Origin of the sequence: Streptomyces sp. DT224 (genome assembly GCF_049844595.1) — a bacterium.
In the GTDB taxonomy this organism is placed as follows: domain Bacteria; phylum Actinomycetota; class Actinomycetes; order Streptomycetales; family Streptomycetaceae; genus Streptomyces.
In genome coordinates this window covers 97,677-116,581 of record NZ_JBNCLI010000002.1, presented here as the reverse complement: position 1 = coordinate 116,581, position 18,905 = coordinate 97,677, and the positions used below count along the sequence as shown (strand labels likewise).

14 protein-coding genes are annotated in these 18,905 nt (G+C 72.0%); 3 read left to right on the top strand and 11 right to left on the bottom strand.

Annotated features, from left to right (window positions below; all coding sequences use genetic code 11):
- Positions 1 to 183: 183 nt before the first annotated feature.
- The gene (locus ACLQ2N_RS04330; protein WP_425809177.1) at positions 184 to 3,048 is read left to right on the top strand and encodes a glycoside hydrolase family 3 C-terminal domain-containing protein; all 2,865 of its coding nucleotides are present in this window, start codon (positions 184 to 186) and stop codon (positions 3,046 to 3,048) included.
- A 52-nt stretch (positions 3,049 to 3,100) separates the two neighbouring features.
- Positions 3,101 to 5,380: an alpha-xylosidase gene (yicI, locus tag ACLQ2N_RS04325; RefSeq protein ID WP_425809176.1), complete on the top strand. Its 2,280-nt coding sequence runs from the start codon at positions 3,101 to 3,103 to the stop codon at positions 5,378 to 5,380.
- A gap of 94 nt (positions 5,381 to 5,474) precedes the next feature.
- On the opposite strand, the gene ACLQ2N_RS04320 is transcribed toward yicI, so the two are convergent.
- The 11 genes from ACLQ2N_RS04320 to ACLQ2N_RS04270 form a co-directional block, all read right to left on the bottom strand.
- Positions 5,475 to 6,578, bottom strand: a complete 1,104-nt coding sequence (locus ACLQ2N_RS04320; protein ID WP_425809174.1) for a polyprenyl synthetase family protein — start codon at positions 6,576 to 6,578, stop codon at positions 5,475 to 5,477.
- On the bottom strand, positions 6,575 to 7,993 hold the full coding sequence (hpnE, locus tag ACLQ2N_RS04315) for a hydroxysqualene dehydroxylase HpnE (protein WP_425809172.1): 1,419 nt from the start codon (positions 7,991 to 7,993) through the stop codon (positions 6,575 to 6,577). Before hpnE ends, ACLQ2N_RS04320 begins: the two co-directional genes overlap by 4 nt.
- Before the next feature lie 119 nt (positions 7,994 to 8,112).
- Complete coding sequence (hpnD, locus tag ACLQ2N_RS04310) at positions 8,113 to 9,033, bottom strand: presqualene diphosphate synthase HpnD (protein WP_425810197.1); 921 nt, start codon at positions 9,031 to 9,033, stop codon at positions 8,113 to 8,115.
- A 29-nt stretch (positions 9,034 to 9,062) separates the two neighbouring features.
- The gene (gene hpnC, locus ACLQ2N_RS04305; protein ID WP_425809170.1) at positions 9,063 to 9,983 is read right to left on the bottom strand and encodes a squalene synthase HpnC; all 921 of its coding nucleotides are present in this window, start codon (positions 9,981 to 9,983) and stop codon (positions 9,063 to 9,065) included.
- Positions 9,984 to 10,423: 440 nt separating this feature from the next.
- Positions 10,424 to 11,209, bottom strand: coding sequence for an ABC transporter ATP-binding protein (locus ACLQ2N_RS04300; protein WP_425809168.1), 786 nt, complete (start codon positions 11,207 to 11,209; stop codon positions 10,424 to 10,426).
- On the bottom strand, positions 11,202 to 12,131 hold the full coding sequence (locus tag ACLQ2N_RS04295) for an ABC transporter permease (protein ID WP_425809166.1): 930 nt from the start codon (positions 12,129 to 12,131) through the stop codon (positions 11,202 to 11,204). The genes ACLQ2N_RS04300 and ACLQ2N_RS04295 overlap by 8 nt, the downstream gene beginning before the upstream one ends.
- A gap of 106 nt (positions 12,132 to 12,237) precedes the next feature.
- Entirely contained in the window at positions 12,238 to 13,110 is an 873-nt protein-coding gene (locus tag ACLQ2N_RS04290) for a glycosyltransferase family 2 protein (RefSeq protein WP_018520227.1), read from the bottom strand.
- An 8-nt stretch (positions 13,111 to 13,118) separates the two neighbouring features.
- The gene (locus ACLQ2N_RS04285) at positions 13,119 to 13,898 is read right to left on the bottom strand and encodes a CDP-alcohol phosphatidyltransferase family protein (protein ID WP_073965688.1); all 780 of its coding nucleotides are present in this window, start codon (positions 13,896 to 13,898) and stop codon (positions 13,119 to 13,121) included.
- Entirely contained in the window at positions 13,876 to 14,937 is a 1,062-nt protein-coding gene (locus ACLQ2N_RS04280; RefSeq protein ID WP_425809164.1) for an iron-containing alcohol dehydrogenase family protein, read from the bottom strand. The genes ACLQ2N_RS04285 and ACLQ2N_RS04280 overlap by 23 nt, the downstream gene beginning before the upstream one ends.
- Positions 14,925 to 15,662, bottom strand: coding sequence for a sugar phosphate nucleotidyltransferase (locus tag ACLQ2N_RS04275; RefSeq protein ID WP_425809162.1), 738 nt, complete (start codon positions 15,660 to 15,662; stop codon positions 14,925 to 14,927). Before ACLQ2N_RS04275 ends, ACLQ2N_RS04280 begins: the two co-directional genes overlap by 13 nt.
- Positions 15,659 to 17,437 carry a DUF5941 domain-containing protein gene (locus ACLQ2N_RS04270; RefSeq protein WP_425810195.1) on the bottom strand — a complete coding sequence of 593 codons (1,779 nt, stop codon included), beginning with the start codon at positions 17,435 to 17,437 and terminating at the stop codon, positions 15,659 to 15,661. Before ACLQ2N_RS04270 ends, ACLQ2N_RS04275 begins: the two co-directional genes overlap by 4 nt.
- A 409-nt stretch (positions 17,438 to 17,846) precedes the next feature.
- Here ACLQ2N_RS04270 and ACLQ2N_RS04265 point away from each other — a divergent pair, with 409 nt between their 5' ends.
- Positions 17,847 to 18,785 carry a cation diffusion facilitator family transporter gene (locus ACLQ2N_RS04265; protein WP_425809160.1) on the top strand — a complete coding sequence of 313 codons (939 nt, stop codon included), beginning with the start codon at positions 17,847 to 17,849 and terminating at the stop codon, positions 18,783 to 18,785.
- Positions 18,786 to 18,905 lie beyond the last annotated feature (120 nt).

The following is an 18,905-nucleotide window of genomic DNA, read 5'->3' as shown; positions in this document are numbered from 1 at the left end:
TTCCGAACCGTTTCCCGAGGCGGGGAGGGAGAACCGGAAGCCGAGGTCCGTCATCGACCCTTGACATGCGCCGGGTTGGGCGTCGAGCATCGAAGCGCTTCGAAAGATCGTCCGAGGCTGCTCACTGGCCCGCACGACGCGCCGGCACCGCCATACCTCCCACCTTTGACGAAGGACCCGCACGTGACGGAACAACCGCAGCCCTACCGCGATCCGCGACTGCCCTTCGCGGAACGCGTCGACGACCTGCTCCGGCGGCTGACCCCCGACGAGCGCGTCGCGATGCTGCACCAGTTCGCCCCGGCGGTCGACCGGCTCGGGCTCGCCGCCTTCCGCACCGGCCAGGAGGCCCTGCACGGCGTCGCCTGGATGGGGCAGGCCACGGTCTTCCCGCAGGCCGTCGGCCTCGGCGCCACCTGGAACGAGGATCTGGTCCGCCGCGTCGGCGCGGCCGTCGGCGACGAGGTCCGCACCAAGCGCGCCCACGACGACCGGGTCGGGCTCAACGTCTGGGCCCCCACCGTCAACCTGCTGCGCCACCCGCTCTGGGGGCGCGGCGAGGAGGGGTACAGCGAGGACGCCGGGCTCACCTCGGCCATCGCGGTCGCCTACACCCGGGGCCTGCGCGGCGACCACCCGCACTACTGGCGCACCGCTCCCGTCCTCAAGCACTGGCTCGCCCACAACAACGAGACCGACCGCGACACCTCGTCCTCGTCGGTCCGCCCGAGGGTGCTGCACGAATACGACCTCAGGGCCTTCCGCGACGCGGTCCGGGCGGGCGCGGTGGCCGGGGTGATGCCCGCGTACAACCTGGTCAACGGCCGCCCCAACCATGTGTCGCCGCTGCTCTCCCAGCACCTGCGCAGCTGGACCGAACAGCCCCTCGCCGTCTGCTCCGACGCCGGAGCGCCGAGCAACCTGGTCGACTCCGAGCACTACTTCGACACCCACGAGGAGGCGACCGCCGCCGCCCTGCGCGCCGGCGTCGACAGCTTCACCGACCACGGCCAGGACTCCTCCGTCATGACCGGCCGCATCCAGGGCGCCCTGAAGCGCGGCCTCATCGACGAGCACGACGTCGACACCGCCGTCCGCCGCCTGCTCCACATGCGCTTCGCCCTCGGCGAGTTCGACCCCGAGACCGACCCCTACGCGGACACCGACGCCCTCGACACCGAGGAGCACCGGGCGCTCGCCCTGGAGGCCGCCGAGCAGGCGGTCGTGCTCCTCAAGAACGACGGGCTGCTGCCGCTCGACCCGGACGCCGGCCGGACCGTCGCCGTCGTCGGACTCCTCGCGGACGCCTGCAAGCTCGACTGGTACAGCGGCACCCTGATCCACCGCTCGACCCCGCTCGACGGGCTCCGCGAGCGCTTCGGCGCCGACCGGGTGATCCACGCCGAGGGCGCCGACCTGGTCCGCATCAAGTGCGCGGACGGCTGGCTGCACATCCCCGAGGCGGACCCGGCCGGGGACGCGGCGCGCGGCGCGGAGGGCGCCCTGGACCCGGCACTGCTCGCGGGACGCACCGATCTCCCGCCGCTGACCTGCGCCGACACCCCGTCCGAGCTGGCGCTCGTGGACTGGGGCGGCGGTGTGATCACCCTGCGGGAGCCGGACGGCCGCTACCTCTCGGTCGCCGAGGACGGGTATGTACGCGCCTCCGCGGACGAGCCGGGCGGCTGGGTCGTCCAGGAGACCTTCCGGTGGGAGGCGGTGGAAGGGCATGCCGGCGGTCACCGCCTTCTGCACATCGGAACGGGTGGGTATGTCTCAGTCGCCGCCGACGGCGTAAAGGTTGCCGCCCCGGACGAGGAGAATCCCGGAGCCCCGGGGACCGTCTTCGAGACGGAGGTGACCGAGCGCGGCGAGGACGCCGTCGCCCGCGCGGCAGCCGCCGCCGGCACCGTGGTCGTGGTCGTCGGCAACGACCCGCACATCAACGGCCGCGAGACCGAGGACCGCGCCACCCTCGACCTGCCCGCCCAGCAGGAACGCCTCTGGCGCGCCGCCCACGCCGCCAACCCGCGCACCGTCCTGGCGGTCACCTCCGCCTACCCGTACGCCCTCGCCGACGCCGCCGCCACGCTGCCCGCGCTGCTGTGGACCGCGCACGGCGGCCAGGCGGCGGGCACCGCGCTCGCCCGCGTGCTCGCCGGCGACGTCTCCCCGGCCGGCCGGCTCCCGCAGACCTGGTACGCCTCCGACGCGGAGCTGCCCGGCCTCCTGGACTACGACATCATCGGCTCACGGCAGACCTACCTCTACTACGACGGCACCCCGCTCTTCCCCTTCGGGCACGGGCTCACCTACAGCGACTTCACGTACAGCGACCTGACCGCCGTCCGCGAGGGCGACGTGCTGCGCGTCTCGCTGAACGTCACCAACACCGGCCCCGCCGCCTCCGACGAGGTCGCCCAGCTGTACGTACGGGCCGTGGCCCCGTCCGTACCCCGGCCGCTGCGCCAACTCGCCGGGCACCGCAGGCTGCACCTGGCCCCCGGGGCGGCGGAGCGCGTCGCGTTCACCGTGCCGGTGGAGGAGCTGGGCCACTGGGACGTGGCGCACGGCCGCTGGACCGTCGAGCCCGGCGCCTACGAGATCCAGGCGGGTGCCTCCAGTGCGGACATCCGGTGCCTCACGGTCGTCACCGTCGACGGCGAACCGGCCGGGCCGCGCCCGGTCCTGGACCGTAATCTGGAGGCGGCCGACTACGACGAGCAGCTGGGCACCGCGATCGTGGACCGGGCGAAGACGGACGGCGATGCGGTCACCGCCACCGGCGAGTCCAACGAACTCCTCTACCGCCGGTGCGACTTCGGCGCCGCCACGAGCGGCGTCGAGGTTCTCGCCTCGGGCGAGGGGGCCGTCCTGATCACCGTCGACGGCTCCACCGTCACCGTCCCGGTGCCCGCCACCGACGGACCGTACGACTACCGCACCCTGCACACCGGACTGACCGCCTCCGGCGTCGGCGACCTGCGCGTCGCCCTGCGCGGCACGGTCCGGCTGGCCCGTCTCGGCTTCACCGGGGCGGGCGCGTGAAGCGCCGCAGCCTCCCCGATCCCCCTCCCATTGCCCCCGGCAAGGAGTCCGCATGAAGTTCACCGACGGCTTCTGGCTCATGCGTGAGGGCGTACGCGCCTCCTACGCGACCGAAATCCGCGATCTGCGCGTCAGCGCCGACCGGTTCACCGCCTACGCGGCGGTGAAACCGGTGGCCGAGCGCGGCGACACCCTCAACACCCCGCTCATCACCGCCGACTGCTTCTCCCCGGCCGAGGGGATCATCGGCGTCCGCATCACGCACCACGCCGGAAAGGCCCGCCGCGGCCCGGACTTCGCCTTCCCCGGGCTCGACCCGGCGGGCTCCGGCGCCCGCACCCGCCAGGACGGCGGAGTCACCGAACTCACCAGCGGACCGCTGACGCTGCGCATGGACGCCGACGGGCCCTTCGGCCTCACCTTCGCCGATGCCGAAGGGCGCCGCCTGACCGGTGCCGACACCAAGGGCACCGCCTTCGCCACCACTTCCGACGGCGCCCACCACATGTTCGCCCAGCTCGCCCTGGACGTCGGGGAGAACGTCTACGGGCTCGGCGAGCGCTTCACCCCGTACGTGAAGAACGGCCAGAGCGTCGACATCTGGCAGGCGGACGGCGGCACCAGCAGCGAACTGGCCTACAAGAACATCCCGTTCTACCTCTCCTCGCGCGGCTACGGCGTCTTCGTCAACCACCCCGGCAAGGTGTCCTTCGAGGTCGGCTCCGAGTCGGTGGGGCAGGTGCAGTTCAGCGTCGAGGACCAGTCGCTGGAGTACTACGTCGTCGCCGGACCCACCCCCAAGGAGGTACTGGCCCGCTACACCGCGCTCACCGGCCGCCCGGCCCTGCCCCCGGCCTGGTCGTTCGGCCTGTGGCTGACGACTTCCTTCTGCACCGCGTACGACGAGGAGACCGTGACCTCGTTCGTGGACGGCATGGCGGAACGCGACATCCCGCTCTCCGTCTTCCACTTCGACTGCTTCTGGATGCGCGAGTACCAGTGGTCGGACTTCCTCTGGGACCCGGACGTCTTCCCCGACCCGGAGGGCATGCTCGCCCGGCTCAAGGAGCGCGGACTGCGGATCAGCATGTGGATCAACCCCTACATCGCCCAGAAGTCGGCGCTGTTCGCGGAAGGTGCCGAACTCGGCCACCTGGTCCGGCGCCCCAACGGCGACGTCTGGCAGTGGGACCTGTGGCAGCCCGGCATGGCCCTGGTCGACTTCACCAGCCCCGCCGCGCGCGAGTGGTACACCGGCAAACTGCGGCTGCTGCTCGACCAGGGCGTCGACTGCTTCAAGACGGACTTCGGCGAGCGCATCCCCACCGATGTCGTCTGGCACGACGGCTCGGACCCCGAGCGGATGCACAACTACTACGCGCAGATCTACAACCAGACCGTCTTCGAGCTCCTGGAGAAGGAGCGCGGCCACGGCGAGGCGGTCCTCTTCGCCCGCTCCGCCACGGCCGGCGGCCAGCAGTTCCCCGTGCACTGGGGCGGCGACTGCTTCGCCTCGTTCACGGCGATGGCCGAGTCCCTGCGCGGCGGCCTGTCCCTCTCGCTCTCCGGCTTCGGCTTCTGGAGCCACGACATCGGCGGCTTCGAGGGCACCCCGGACCCGGCGGTCTTCAAGCGCTGGCTCGCCTTCGGCCTGCTCTCCTCGCACAGCCGGCTGCACGGCAACGTCTCCTACCGGGTGCCGTGGGAGTTCGGCGAGGAAGCGGTGGACGTCGCCCGGGAGTTCACCCTCCTCAAGCACCGGCTCATGCCGTACCTGTACGGCGCCGCCGCCACCGCCCACCGCACCGGCGTCCCGGTGATGCGGCCCATGCTCCTCGAATTCCCGGACGACCCGGCCACCCGCACCCTGGACCGGCAGTACATGCTCGGCCCCGACCTGCTGGTCGCCCCGGTCTTCACGGAGGACGGGCAGGTCGAGTACTACGTCCCCGAGGGCACCTGGACCCATCTGCTCACCGGCGAGACCGTCACCGGACCCGTCTGGCGCCACGAGACCCACGGCTTCGACAGCCTCCCGGTCCTCGTCCGCCCCGGCGCCGTCCTGCCCTGGGGCGGCGACGACCAGCGGCCGGACGGCGACTGGCTGGACGGGCTCACGCTGCGCGTCTTCGGGGGCGGCGCGGCAGGGGCCGGTACGACGGTGACGGTGCCGGACCACACGGGCGCCACCGCCGCCACCTTCCGGGTGGCGCGCGACGGGGACACCCTCACGGTGACCCCCGAGCGCATCGACCGCCCGTACCGCGTGGTGGCCGAGGCGACGGGGGCGGCGGCGGAGGGGACGGGCACCGTCTCGGTGCCGGCCGGCTGACACCCGCACACCGGCGGGGCGGCGGGGCGGCGGGGGGGGGGGGGGGGGGGGGGCCCCCCCCCCGCGACTGCGAGTCATATGGACCAGATGGTGATCATCTCTTTCGTACGACGACGAAGTCCGCGAGCGCTGTGAGCTGCGCCCGCACGGGTTCCGGCATGTCGACACCGTGCAGCACCTCTATGGCGACCGCATGCTGTCGACGCGCCTCCTGGGCGGTCCACTCACGACCGCCCGCCTCCTCGATGAGCGCCGCACGGGCGGCGAACTCCTCCTCGGAGAAGCTGTCGAAGTCGCTGCTCTTGGCGTCGGCGGCGAGCAGTTCGCCGAGGCGCTCGGAGGCCGGCCCGCCCGCGGCGAGCGCGGCGACGACCGGCAGGGACTTCTTGCGCTGGCGCAGATCGCTCCAGGTCTGCTTGCCGGTGGACTCGGGGTCGCCCCAGATGCCGAGGAGGTCGTCGACGGCCTGGAAGGCGAGCCCGAGGTGGTGGCCGTACGCCTCCAGGACGTCGGCCGTGCGGTCGTCGGCGCCGCCGAGCACCGCGCCGATGGAGCAGGCGCAGGCGAGGAGGGCGCCGGTCTTGTTGCCCTCCATCTCCAGGCACTCCTCGACGGTGACGCTCTCGCGGTGCTCGTAGGAGATGTCCTGGGCCTGCCCGTCGATGAGCTTGCGGGTCGCCGAGGTCAGCCGCCGGGCCGCGCGGCCCGCCTCGGCCGTGCCGAGTTCCAGCAGTATGTCGTAGGCCAGGGCGAACAGGGCGTCGCCGACCAGGATGGCCTGGGCGGGGCCGTGCACCTTCCATACGGTGTCGCGGTGGCGCCGCTGCTCGTCGCCGTCCATCAGGTCGTCGTGCAGCAGCGAGAAGTTGTGCACGAGCTCGACGGCCACCGCGCCGGGGATGCCGGCCTCGGCCGCGGCTCCGGCCGCCTCGGCGGACAGCAGGGCCAGTGCCGGGCGGACGGCCTTGCCGCCGTCGCCGTCGGCGGGCCTGCCCTGGGCGTCGATCCAGCCGAAGTGATACGCGGCCACGGTGTCCATGGGCGGTGCGAGCCGGTCGACGGCGGCCCGGAGCACCGGCGCGGAAAGGGCCCGTCCGCGCTCCAGAAGCGCGGTGACGTCCGTGGTGTCCGCCACGGTGTCGGAAGCCGGATTCGCCGGGGTCACTGACTCTCCTCTTGTTCCGGTGGTACTGCTCATGCCGCCTCCTGCAGCGGATGTTCATGGGGGCGGCCGAGCGCCAGGAGCGCGGCGTCCGCGGCACTCGCACCACTGCGGACCGCGCCCTCCATCGTGGCGGGCCAGCCGGTGGCGGTCCAGGCGCCTGCCAGAAAGAGTCCGGGGGCGCGGGTGAGCGTGCCGGGGCGCAGCAGGCCGACGCCGGGCGCGGGCGCGAAGGTCGCGGTGCGCTCGCGGGTGACGAAGAAGTCCCGGATGCCGGCGCCTCGGGCGGCGGGCAGCAGCCGTTCCAGTTCGGGCAGGTAGCGGGCGCGCAGCTCGGCGACGGGCAGGTCGATCTCGTCGCCGGCCGCGGACTGGGAGACCGCGAGGTACTGCCCGGGTCCGGTGAGGCCGGACGCCTCGGTGCGGTCGAAGACCCACTGGACCGGGGAGCCGAGCGCGGCGAAGAAGGGCCGCCTCAGCACCTTGCGGTCGTAGACGACATGGACGTTGAGGATCGGGGACGTACCGATCTCCAGGAGCCTGTCCGGTGCGTCGAGCGCGCCCTCGGGCAGCAGGGCGTGGGTCTCGCGCTGCGGTACGGCCAGGACGACCGTGTCCGCCTCGATCCGTTCGGCGCCGGTGTCCACCACCCAGTGCCCGTCCTCGGTGCGGGCGAGGCCGTGGGCCTTGGTGCGCAGTTCGACGCGGACGCCGGCGGAGTCCAGGGCCTTGCGGCTCATCGTGTCGTGGATGTCCCCGAGCGGTACGGCGGCCCAGCCGATGTCGGCCGCGCCGGGTTCGGAGAGCAGCCCGGTCTTGAAGACCTTCGCGGCCAGCCCGAGCGAGGCGTTGGGGGCGGTGGCGTTGAGGGTGGCGACGCCGACGAGGTCCCACAGCGCCTCGATGGTGCGCGGCGACTGGCCGTGGCGGGCGAGCCAGCTGCCGAAGTCCACGGCATCCAGGGCGGGGTCGTCCGGGTCGAGCCGGCCGAGGGCGAGCGCGGCGCGGGCGACGCCGGCGCGTTCGGCGAGCGACAGGTGCGGATAGCCGGCGAGGCCGGCGGCGAGGTGCAGCGGGACCGGGAGCGCGTTGCGGCGCAGCCGTCCGAGCCGGGGGCCCGCGGGTCGCCCGACGTCCAGAACGGGCACGTCCAAACGGTTTTGCAGCGGTGCCAGGCGGGCGCCGTCGACCCGGTCGAGGAACCAGCGGTAGGCCGTGCAGCAGCGCAGGTAGACGTGCTGGCCGTTGTCGACGGTCAGCTCGCCCCGGCGGAAGGAGAAGGCGAGCCCGCCGAGCCGGGGCCGCCCTTCGAGCAGGGTCACGTCAAGCCCGGCGTCGGCCAGGCGGAGCGCCGCGGTCACACCGGCGAGTCCGCCGCCGATCACGACCGCGCGGGAACGGCGCAGTTCGTCGTCGTTCACGCGTCCCCCTCTCGCCGGCTGTTCGCCCATCGGCCCTGCTCGGATCGGTCCTGCCCAGACAGGGACGCGGCCGCCCGGCCGGGGGTTGCCCGCCGTCCGCCGCGTTCTTCCGTGATGCACATGGTGCGCGAGATGTACCTGAGGCGCATTCAGACACGCCCTCGGGCCGTGCGCCGCGAGATGTGCCGGGCGTCGAGACCGGACAGGCCGCGCACCGCGACGTACGCCTTCTCGTGTCCCGGGAGCGAGACCCGGCCGCGCAGCACCGCCTCGGGGTCGCGCTCGATGCGGTCGAGGAGCCTGCGGTAGATGCCGGCCATGGCCGCCACGCAGGCGCCGCTGCGCCGGTCGAGCATCGGCAGCAGCCGGTAGCCCTCGGCGAACAGGGCGCGGGCGCGCCGGACCTCGAAGTGGACGAGGCCCGCGAAGTCCGAACCGGGCGGCGGGGTGGCCCGCTGGAAGCCCGCGGAACAGCCGAACTTGGCGAGGTCGTCGGCAGGCAGGTAGGTGCGGCCGTTGCCCGCGTCCTCGCGGACGTCGCGCAGGATGTTCGTCAGCTGGAGGGCCAGGCCGAGCGTGTCGGCGTACTCGGGGGCGCGCTCGGCGCCGGGGGCGCCCGGCTCCGTACCGAACACGCCGAGGCTGAGGCGCCCGATGGCGCCCGCGACGCACCGGCAGTAGACCTTGAGGTCGTCCCAGGTCTCGTAGACGGCGCCGTCCACGTCCATCAGGACGCCGTCGATGAGCTCGTCGAGCCCTTCGAGCGGCAGCGGGAACCTGCGGGCGGCGTCGGCGAGCGCGACGGCGACCGGGTCGGTGTCGTCCTCCTCGACCTCGCCGGCGCGGACGCGGTCGAGCAGGGTGCGGGTGCTCTCCAGGCGGACGCGCTTGGTGTCCGGCTCCAGTTCGCCGTCACCGATGTCGTCCACGCGACGGGAGAAGGCGTACAGGGCCGACATGGCCTGCCGCTTCTCGGCCGGCAGCAGCCTGATGCCGTATGCGAAGTTACGCGCCTGCTGTCCGGTGACCGCCTCGCAGTAACTGTATGCGGCCTGCACCGGTGCCGACATGTACGTCGTCTGTCCCTCCACGGTCCGGCTCACCCCTCTCTACGCGCTTTTCGCAAGACAACTCCCACTTCGCGCAGCAGGCTGGGCTTGGTGGGTCCGGGTGGTCCGGGCAGTACGTCGAATCCGGCGGCCGCGATCGCGGTGAGGGCGGCGCGTCCTCCTCCCACGAATCCGGCGAGAAGCAGCCTGAGCCTGCCGTGGACGCTACCCACCAGCGGGGTGCCTTCATTCAGCAGATCCCGGGCGCGTTCCGCTTCGTACGCGATCAGGGAGCGGACCGACGCGTTCGCGGTGGGCGCCGCGAGGTCGGTCTCGCCGACGTGGAACCTGGCCATGTCCTCGGCCGGAAGGTAGATGCGGTCGCGGCCGAGGTCCTCGGCGACGTCCTGCAGGTGCTCCACGATCTGCAGTGCGGTGCACACGGCGTCGGAGCGGCGCAGCCGTTCGGGGCTCGCGGTGCCGGTGAGCTGGAGGACGAGGCGGCCGACGGGGTTGGCGGAGAGCTCGCAGTAGGCGAGGAGTTCCTCGTACGTGCCGTAGCGGCGCACCTTCTGGTCCTGCCGGTTGGCCTCGATGAGACCGATGAAGGGTTCGGGGGTGAGCGCGCGGCGCCGGGCGGTCGGGCGGAGCGCCCGCATCAGCGGGTGGTGCGGGGTCTCACCGGTGGTCGCGAAGACGCGGCGCAGGTCGCTCTCGAGCGCGTCGAGCATCGCGAGCCTGTCGTCGCTCCGAGCCGGGTCGAGGCCGAGGTGTGTCGCGTCGGCGCCGCCGGGGGCGAGGTCGCCGTCGCCGATGTCGTCCACGAGCCGGGCGAAGCCGTAGACGGCCATCAGGTCGTCGCGCCAGGCGCGCGGCAGGAAGAAGGGGGCGACCGGAAAGTTCTCGTGGGCTGCCTTGCCGAGGGTTCCGGATGCGGTGGTATCGGGCCGCGTCTGCCGGGTACGGGTCACTGCGGACCGCCCTGCGCGGGGACGGCGTGAGCACCTCGGAGCGGGAGATCTTCCGTCATAGCCGTCACAACTCCCGTTCTACACTGCTGACCCAAAATACCCCATTCCGGACACGCCGCCCGCCGTTCCGAGTGCCGAGGACGGCTCCCGACCGTCCCCCCAGGCGGTATCGCCCCAGTTGCGGCGAATCAGCACCGGTACAGCTTACGTCGTACAACGCTCATCCAAACGCCGGGGTCCGGGCCGCGCGGCACCGGCCCCGGGGCCCGCGTCAACTTTCCCCCCGCCGGGGCGCGTTCACGTCATCCGGCGGTAGGAGATCGCGACGGCAGCCGTACGACGAGGCGCGGATGTACGGACTCCGCTCCAGGTTGCGGACATGGCACGGCCTCCGCCGGAGAGGTCCGGCGGAGGCCGTGTGCCGTGCGACGCGGGGCGTCCTACTTGCCGGTCTCCCGTTCATAGGCCCGCAGGACCTCCTCGGTCGGCCCGTCCATCAGGAGCTCGCCCTTCTCCAGCCACAGCACCCGGTTGCAGGTGTCCCGGATCGACTTGTTGCTGTGGCTGACCAGAAAGACCGTCCCGGCCTCCTTGCGCAACTCCCGGATCCGCGCCTCGGAGCGGATCTGGAACTTGCGGTCACCGGTCGCCAGCGCCTCGTCGATCATGAGGACGTCGTGGTTCTTGGCGGCCGCGATGGAGAAGCGGAGGCGGGCGGCCATGCCGGAGGAGTACGTGCGCATCGGCAGGGTGATGAAGTCGCCCTTGTCGTTGATGCCGGAGAACTCCACGATGTCCTCGTAGCGCTCGCGGATCTCCTCGCGGCTCATGCCCATCGCGAGGCCGCCGAGCACCACGTTGCGCTCGCCGGTCAGATCGCTCATCAGCGCGGCGTTGACGCCGAGCAGCGAGGGCTGACCGTCCGTGTAGACGCTGCCGCTCTCCGTCGGCAGGAGTCCCGCGATGGCGCGGAGCAGCGTCGACTTGCCGGAGCCGTTCGTCCCGATGAGCCCGATCGCCTCGCCCCGGTAAGCGGTGAAGGTCACTCCGCGCACGGCGTGCACCTTGCGCACCCCGCGCGCCTCGCCCTTCTCGCGGCGCATGATCCGGCTCAGTGCGGCGGTGGCGCTGCCCTTGCCACCGCCGCCGCCGTTGACCCGGTACACGATGTGCACGTCGTCGGCGATCACGGTGGGGACGCGCCCCGCGGTGTTGTCGTCAGCCACGGCCGTACCGTTCCTCTGCCTTCCAGAAGTACACGAAGCCCACGATGCCCACCGCGATCGACCAGGCGAGGGCGACCGCCCAGACGTGGTCCGGCAGGTTCTCGGAGCCGTATCCGTCGATCAGGGCGAACCTGACCAGGTCCATGTAGATGGCCGCCGGGTTGTACTGGAGCACGTCGGTGATCCAGGCCGGCTTGTCCGCGAGCATCACCGGGATGGAGAACATGACCCCGGAGGCGTACATCCAGGTCCGCATGACGAACGGCATCAGCTGTGCCAGGTCGGGGGTCTTGGCGCCCATCCTGGCCATGGCGAGCGCCAGTCCGGTGTTGAAGAAGAACTGCATCACGAGGGCGGGGATCACCAGCAGCCAGGAGAGCCGGGGGTAACTGCCGAATCCGACCGTGACCGCGACCAGCACGATCATCGAGTACAGCAGCTGCTGGAGCTGCTGGAGCGAGAAGGAGATGGGCAGCGAGGCACGCGGGAAGTGCAGGGCCCTGACCAGGCCGAGGTTCCCGGAGATCGCGCGCACGCCGGCCATCACGGAGCTCTGCGTGAAGGTGAAGACGAACACCCCGGTCACCAGGAACGGGATGAAGACCTCCTGCGGTATCCCCTTCTTCGTGCCGAGGATCAGCCCGAAGATGAGGAAGTAGACCGCCGCGTTCAGGAGCGGGGTCGCCACCTGCCACAGCTGGCCCAGCTTCGCCTGGCTGTACTGGGCGGTCAGCTTGGCCCGGGAGAACGCCAGGATGAAATGGCGCCGCCCCTGGAGCTGGCGCACGTACTCGAGGAGTCCGGGCCGGGCACCGCTGACCGCAAGGCCGTACTTCGCGGCCAGCTCGGCCGCGCTCAGACCGTCGTCGGCTGATGGCGGGCTGCTCACCGCAACCGCCCCACCATGGGTTGTGTCACTCACCAGAAGAAACTCTCGTATTCGAAATGCGCAGCCAGTCGCGGGCGCGGCTCAGGGCGGACAGGTCCCGACAAGAAAAATACGCCTCATGCTCCCAGAGGGGAGCCTCTCAGATGACCGGAGGGCGGCCCAGCCTGGTCAGTCGCCACACCGTACGCCACTTCATGGGGCGGCGCGGTCCGCAGGGAGTCCGCCAGCCCTCCCGGAAGCCGCCGAACCACGCCTTGAGCGCCTCGCCGGACGGCCTGCGCAGCAGGGTCAGCAGCATCCACACCCCGAGGTACACCGGGACGAGGGGCGCGGGGAGGTTGCGCCGGGCCAGCCAGACCCGGTTGCGGGCCACCATGCGGTGGTAGACGGCATGGCGGGACGGGGCCGTGGTGGGGTGGTGCAGCACCATGTCCGCGCGGTAGTCGATCAGCCAGCCGGCGTCCAGCGCCCGCCAGGCGAGGTCCGTCTCCTCGTGCGCGTAGAAGAAGTCGCCGGGCAGCGGGCCGACCTCGGCCAGCACCCGGGTGCGCACCGCGTTGGCACCGCCCAGGAAGGTGGTCACGCGGGACGAGCGCATCGGGTCGGCCGCGCGCAGCCTCGGCACGTGCCGGCGCTGGGTGACCCCGGTCTCCGGGTCCGCGATGCGGAAGCTGATGATGCCGAGCCGGGGGTCGTCGGCGAACGCCTTCCGGCACAGTTCCGCGGTGTCGGTGAGGGGCAGCAGCCCGTCGTCGTCCAGGAAGAGCAGGGCGTCCACGTCGGCGCCGGAGGGCCCGAACGCCTCGATGCCGACGTTCCGGCCGCCGGGGATGCCGAGGTTCTCGGGCAGCTCGACGGTGCGGACGCCCGGGGGGACGTCGGGGACGGGCGAGCCGTTGCCGACGACGACCACCTCGATCCGGTCGCCCTCCTGGGCGGCGACCGAATCGAGCAGGGCGCGCAGCTCGGCCGGGCGGTTGCCCATGGTGATGATGACCGCGCCGAGTTTCATGGGTGTACTCACTTCAGCCTGCTCGACGCCAGGACCGACACGAGGTGCAGGAGGGTCTGGAGCAGGGCGATGCCCGCCAGGACCGCGACCGCGAGACGGCTGAAGAAGAAGTCGTCCCGCACCTCGTCCAGGACGGCCGCGACCAGGATGACCAGGGACGCCTCGACGCACAGGATGAGCCGGTGGAACTTGAGCGCGCCCGCGGCCCGGCGGGCAAAAGCCATGCCGGAGGAGCGGGGCTCGGAGGCGGACTCCTTGACCGGCGGCAGCCCGCCCTGGTGGCGGGCGACGCCGACCAGGTCCGTCTCGGCCTTGATCAGGATCGCGCCGAGCGCGGCGAGCGTGCCGAGGAAGGCCCACAGCCAGTCGATGCGGCCGGTGCCCCACAGGTCCGCGGCGCGCAGGCCGAAGCCGACGAGCACGGCCGCGTCGCACAGGTAGGCGCCGACCCGGTCCAGGTAGACGCCGCCGAGCGAGAACTGCTTCTTCCAGCGCGCGATCTCGCCGTCCACGCAGTCGAGCAGCAGGTAGAGCTGGACCATCACGACGCCGAGCACCGCGCCCCAGATGCCCGGGACGAGCAGCGCGGGAGCGGCCAGCACACCGGCCAGCGTCATCAGGTAGGTCAGCTGGTTGGGCGTGACCTTGGTGTTCACCAGGTACCGGTCGATGCGCAGGGAGACCTCGCGCATGTATATCCGGCCCGCCCAGTGTTCACCGCTGCGCCGGTCCTTGACGCCCGGCGGGTGAACGACCGGGCGGAGTTCAGCTACTGATGGTCTTGGCATAGTCGGCGTACGCGTCCCTGATCTGGTCGGTGGAGAGGCTGAGGTGTTCCAGGACCGTGAAGCGGCCCGGGCGGGTCTGGGGGGCGTACTCGACGGCCTGGACGAATTCGTCGGCGGTGAAGCCGATCTCCCCGGGCGTGACCGGCAGGCCGTGCCTGCGCAGGACGTCGGCGAAGAGGCCCGACTCGTCCACGGCGCCGCGCAGGTGCATGGCGAAGGCGGCACCGAGGCCGACCTGCTCGCCGTGGCTGGCGGCCCGCTTCGGGAAGAGCAGGTCGAACGCGTGGCTGATCTCGTGGCAGGCACCGGACGAGGGCCGGGTGTCGCCGCTGATCGAGATGGCGATGCCGGAGAGCACCAGCGACTCGGCGAGGACGGTGAGGAACTCGTCGTCGGCGACGGTGCCGGGGTGGCGCAGGACGGCTTCGCCGGCGGTACGGGCCATGGCGGCGGCGAGCCCGTCGATCTGCTCGCCGTTGACCTGGTGCGAGAGCTCCCAGTCGGCGATGGCGGAGATGTTGGAGATCGCGTCGCCGATACCGGACCGTACGAAACGGTCGGGGGCGGTACGGATCACCGACAGGTCGATCACCATGGCGATGGGCATGGGGACGCCGTAGGAGCCCCGGCCGTTGTCGTTGTCCAGGGTGGCGACGGGCGAGCAGAGGCCGTCGTGGGCGAGGTTCGTGGCGACCGAGACCAGCGGCAGGCCGACCCGGGCCGCGGCGTACTTCGCCACGTCGATGATCTTGCCGCCGCCGAGGCCGACCACGGCGTCGTAGCGCTTGCCCTTGATGTCGTCGGCCAGCTGCACCGCGGCGTCGATGTTGCCGCCGGCGACGCAGTACCAGTCGGCGCCCGGCAGGGCCGGGGCCAGCTTCTCGCGCAGGGCCAGCCCGGAGCCGCCGCTGATCGCGATGGCGAGCTTGCCGGAGGCGGAGATCCGCTGGTCGGCGAGGAGGCCGGCCAGGTCGTGCATGGCACCCCGGCTGATGTCGACGAAGACCGGGGACGGGATGAGTCGGGTCAGTACCGGCACGCGATCTCCCGTCCCTTCGCGAGGTCGTCGTGGTTGTCGATCTCGACCCAGCTCACGTCACCGATGGGAGCTACGTCCACGGTGAAGCCGCGGTTGACGAGCTCCTGGTAGCCGTCCTCGTAGTAGAGGTCCGGGTCGCGCTCGAAGGTGGCCTTCAGCGCGTCGGCCAGCTCCTCGGCCGCCTCGGCCTCGATGAGGGTGACGCCGATGTACTCACCGGTGGCCTCGGCCGGGTCCATCAGCTTGGTGATCCGGCGCACGCCCTCGCCGTCCTCGGCGACGACCTTCATCTCCTCGTCGGCGAGGTTCTTCACGGTGTCGAGGGCGAGGATGATCTTCCTGCCGTCGCCGCGGGCGGCCAGCAGCGTCTTCTCGACGGAGACCGGGTGGACGGTGTCGCCGTTGGCGAGGAGCACACCGCGCTTCAGCACGTCACGGGCGCACCACAGGGAGTAGGCGTTGTTCCACTCCTCGGCCTTGTCGTTGTCCACGAGGGTGAGCTTCAGGCCGTACGTGGCCTCCAGCTCCTCCTTGCGGGCGTAGACGGCCTCCTTGCGGTAGCCGACGACGATCGCGACCTCGGTGAGCCCGATCCCGGCGAAGTTGGCCAGCGTGAGGTCCAGGACCGTCCTGTCGCCGTCCACCGGCACGAGCGCCTTGGGCAGCGTGTCGGTGTAGGGGCGCAGGCGCCGTCCTGCGCCGGCTGCCAGTACGAGGCCGATCATGCGGGTTCTCCTTCGTCGTGAACGGCGGGCGCCCCGGAGGACACCCAGAAGCGGATGGACTCCACCAGCACGATCACTGCCACGGCCGCGGCGAGCACGGTGAGCGCCGTCGTGAAGCCGGAGGCCCCGGTGAGTGCGGCGGCGAGCACGGCCACGACCAGGGTCCGGCCCTCGTGTCCGCCGATCGTCCGCACCAGCCACTGGGGCGGGGCGCCGGTGCCGCCCCGGATGCGGTACACCGTGTCGTAGTGATGGTAGGCGACGGCCGAGACCAGTCCGAAGGCCGCGGGGAGCGCCCCGTCGATGTCGCTGCGGGCGGCCAGGATCAGGACCGTGCAGTACTCGGCGGCCCGGAAGACCGGGGGCACGAGCCAGTCGAGGGCGCCCTTGAGGGGGCGGGCCACGGCTATGCCGGCGCAGATCGCGTAGAACGCGGCGGCGATGATCGTCTGGCGGCTGCCGAAGGGCTGCTGGAGCGCGGCGGCGATCAGCGCCCCCGTGCCGACGAGGGCGACCACGGGGGCGGTCCAGGCGCCGCCGGCCTTCGGGCCCCGGGCGGCGATCAGCTGGGCGACCGGGCCGGAGTCCGCGAGGTCGGCGAGGGCCTGGGCGGCGCGGTCGGTGCGCCGGGCCTTGCGGGTCAGGGAACGCAGGAGGCGGCCCGCGGTGGTGTAGCAGGCGGCGAAGGCGCAGCCGACGAGCAGGGCGTAGAAGACGATGCGCGGGGTGGTGGCCGCGGTGAGCACGGCGATCATCGCCCAGCGCTCACCGATCGGGAGCACGATCATGCGCCGCAGCCAGACCGTCCAGCCGACACTGTCGAGCTTGTCGGAGAGGGCGGCCGTGGGGCTGCTGTTCGCCACCGCGTCGTGGTTGGCCTCGTTGAACGAGAAGTCGATGACGTGGCGGCAGGACTGGAGGACCATCGCGCCGAGCGCCAGCGCCCAGACGTCGTCGCCGCCGCGCGCCGCGCCGAGGGCGAGGCCCGCGTAGTAGGCGTACTCCTTGGCGCGGTCGAAGGTGGCGTCCAGCCAGGCGCCCATCGTGGAGTACTGGAGCGAGTAGCGGGCGAGCTGCCCGTCGGTGCAGTCCAGGACGAAGGAGAACAGCAGCAGGATGCCCGCCGCGACGTACCCGCCCCGGGTGCCGGTGGCCGCGCAGCCGGCCGCTATCAGCGCGGTGAGCAGGGACGCGGTGGTGACCTGGTTCGGGGTGAGCCCCCGGCGCGCGCACCAGCGGGCGATGTAGCGCGAGTACGGGCTGATGAAGTGGGTGGTGAAGAAGCCGTCGCGGGCCTTCACCGCGCTGCGCAGCCGGACCGCCTCGTCGTCCACGGCCTCGACGTCCGAGCGGGCGGCGGCGCGGGCGGTCTCGTCGGTGGGCACGGTGGCGACGAGCGAGCCCAGTTCGGGGCGCTGCACCTGGGTGCCCTCGGCCTCCATGGCCGCCGCGAGCCGGCCGGGCACCGTGCGGTCGGTGACCGTGGCGGTGCCGCTCGTGGGCTGTCCGGCGCCGATCGCGTCGGTGGTGGCGCGCAGGGCGCCGACCAGGGCGGGACGCGCCTCGGCCTGTGCGGTGAGGGCGCCGGGCACGGCCGCCGCCGGGAAGCGGGGGTCGGTCAGGGCGAGCCGCAGGGCGTGGCGGTGGCCGACGAACCGGGGGTCGACCAGGGCGATGCGGTGGGCTGCCGGGACGGCGGCCAGCAGGGCGGCCGCTTCGGTGACGTCGGCGGCTGTCCGGACGTCGAAGCCCAGCGACCGCAGATCGTCCTCCAGCGAGGATCCGGGCAGCGGAGCACCTGTGAGAATGGCGGTCGACAGACGAACTCACTCCTTGGGTGCTGACACGGATCGGCACGCGACAGTGCGGCCAGAAGCGGCCGGCGGCATGTCGGCAGAGGCTATCGGATGAACGGAAGCGCGAGTTCACTGCCCGTTCGCGCCCCGTTCCGGGCGGGGCCGGACCACGCGCTCCGCCCGCGATCATCATCGTCGATGGCCGCCCCGCCTGACAAAACCGGGTGGCTCCTCACCGCGCCAGGGCTCTGACCTGCAGACGTTTCCGCAGGTCAGAGCCAATGACAACGGTGTTCAGTGCCGTGTTGCCCGATACCCCCCACCCGTAGTTGACTGGCAGGGCCCGGGCCGGAAGCCCGGGTCAGCGAGACGACCGGGAGGCGTCCCCATGGGGGCAGGGCACGATCACGGACACGCGCACGGGCCGGCCCTCACCGGCACGGCGGCCGCCGCGCACAAGGGGCGGTTGCGCATCGCGCTCTGCATCACTCTGGCCGTGACGGTCATGGAGGTCGTCGGCGGCGTGCTGTCCGGCTCGCTGGCGCTGATCGCCGACGCGGCCCACATGGCGACCGACGCCCTGGGGCTGGGGCTGGCGCTGCTGGCGATCCATTTCGCCAACCGGCCGGCCGGCCCGAACCGCACCTTCGGCTATGCCCGGGCGGAGATCCTGGCCGCCCTGGCCAACTGCTGCCTGCTGCTCGGGGTGGGCGGTTACCTGCTCGTCGAGGCCGTGCAGCGCTTCATCGACCCGGCCCAGACCCGGGGCGGGCTCACGATCGCCTTCGCCCTGGTGGGTCTCGTCGCGAACGCGGTGTCGCTGTCGCTGCTGACGCGCGGGCAGCAGGACAGCCTCAATGTGCGCGGCGCCTATCTGGAGGTACTGGCGGACACGCTGGGCTCGGTGACCGTGCTGCTCTCGGCGGGCATCGTCATGGCGACCGGATGGCAGGCGGCGGACCCCGTCGCCTCGCTGATCATCGGGCTCATGATCGTCCCGCGTACGGTGCGGTTGCTGCGCGAGACGCTGAACGTGCTCCTGGAGGCGGCGCCGCCGGGCGTCGACATGGGCGAGGTGCGCGACCACATCACGGCGCTGCCCGGCGTGCTGGACGTCCACGATCTGCACGCCTGGACGATCACCTCGGGAATGCCGGTGCTTTCGGCCCATGTGGTGGTGCAGCAGGACCTGCTCGACTCGATCGGTCACGAGAAGCTGCTGCACGAGCTCCAGGGCTGCCTCGGCGACCACTTCGACGTGGAGCACTGCACCTTCCAGCTGGAGCCCAGCGGGCACGCGGAGCACGAGGCGAGGCTCTGCCGCTGAGCCCCGGGCCGACGCGGCCCGAGGTGTAGGGTTTCGCGGACGTGTGCGGGCGGACATGCCAGGCCCTCGAGTACGGACAAGCCGCTTTTGTACGGCAGACTTGAGCAGACTCGACGGGAC

Coding starts and splice junctions, on each gene's coding strand:
- yicI (WP_425809176.1), top strand. CDS start 3,101: ATGAAGTTCACCGACGGCTTCTGGCTCATGCGTGAGGGCGTACGCGCC.
- ACLQ2N_RS04320 (WP_425809174.1), bottom strand. CDS start 6,578: ATGAGCAGTACCACCGGAACAAGAGGAGAGTCAGTGACCCCGGCGAAT.
- hpnE (WP_425809172.1), bottom strand. CDS start 7,993: ATGGGCGAACAGCCGGCGAGAGGGGGACGCGTGAACGACGACGAACTG.
- hpnD (WP_425810197.1), bottom strand. CDS start 9,033: ATGTCGGCACCGGTGCAGGCCGCATACAGTTACTGCGAGGCGGTCACC.
- ACLQ2N_RS04290 (WP_018520227.1), bottom strand. CDS start 13,110: ATGAAACTCGGCGCGGTCATCATCACCATGGGCAACCGCCCGGCCGAG.
- ACLQ2N_RS04285 (WP_073965688.1), bottom strand. CDS start 13,898: ATGCCAAGACCATCAGTAGCTGAACTCCGCCCGGTCGTTCACCCGCCG.
- ACLQ2N_RS04275 (WP_425809162.1), bottom strand. CDS start 15,662: ATGATCGGCCTCGTACTGGCAGCCGGCGCAGGACGGCGCCTGCGCCCC.
- ACLQ2N_RS04265 (WP_425809160.1), top strand. CDS start 17,847: ATGGGGGCAGGGCACGATCACGGACACGCGCACGGGCCGGCCCTCACC.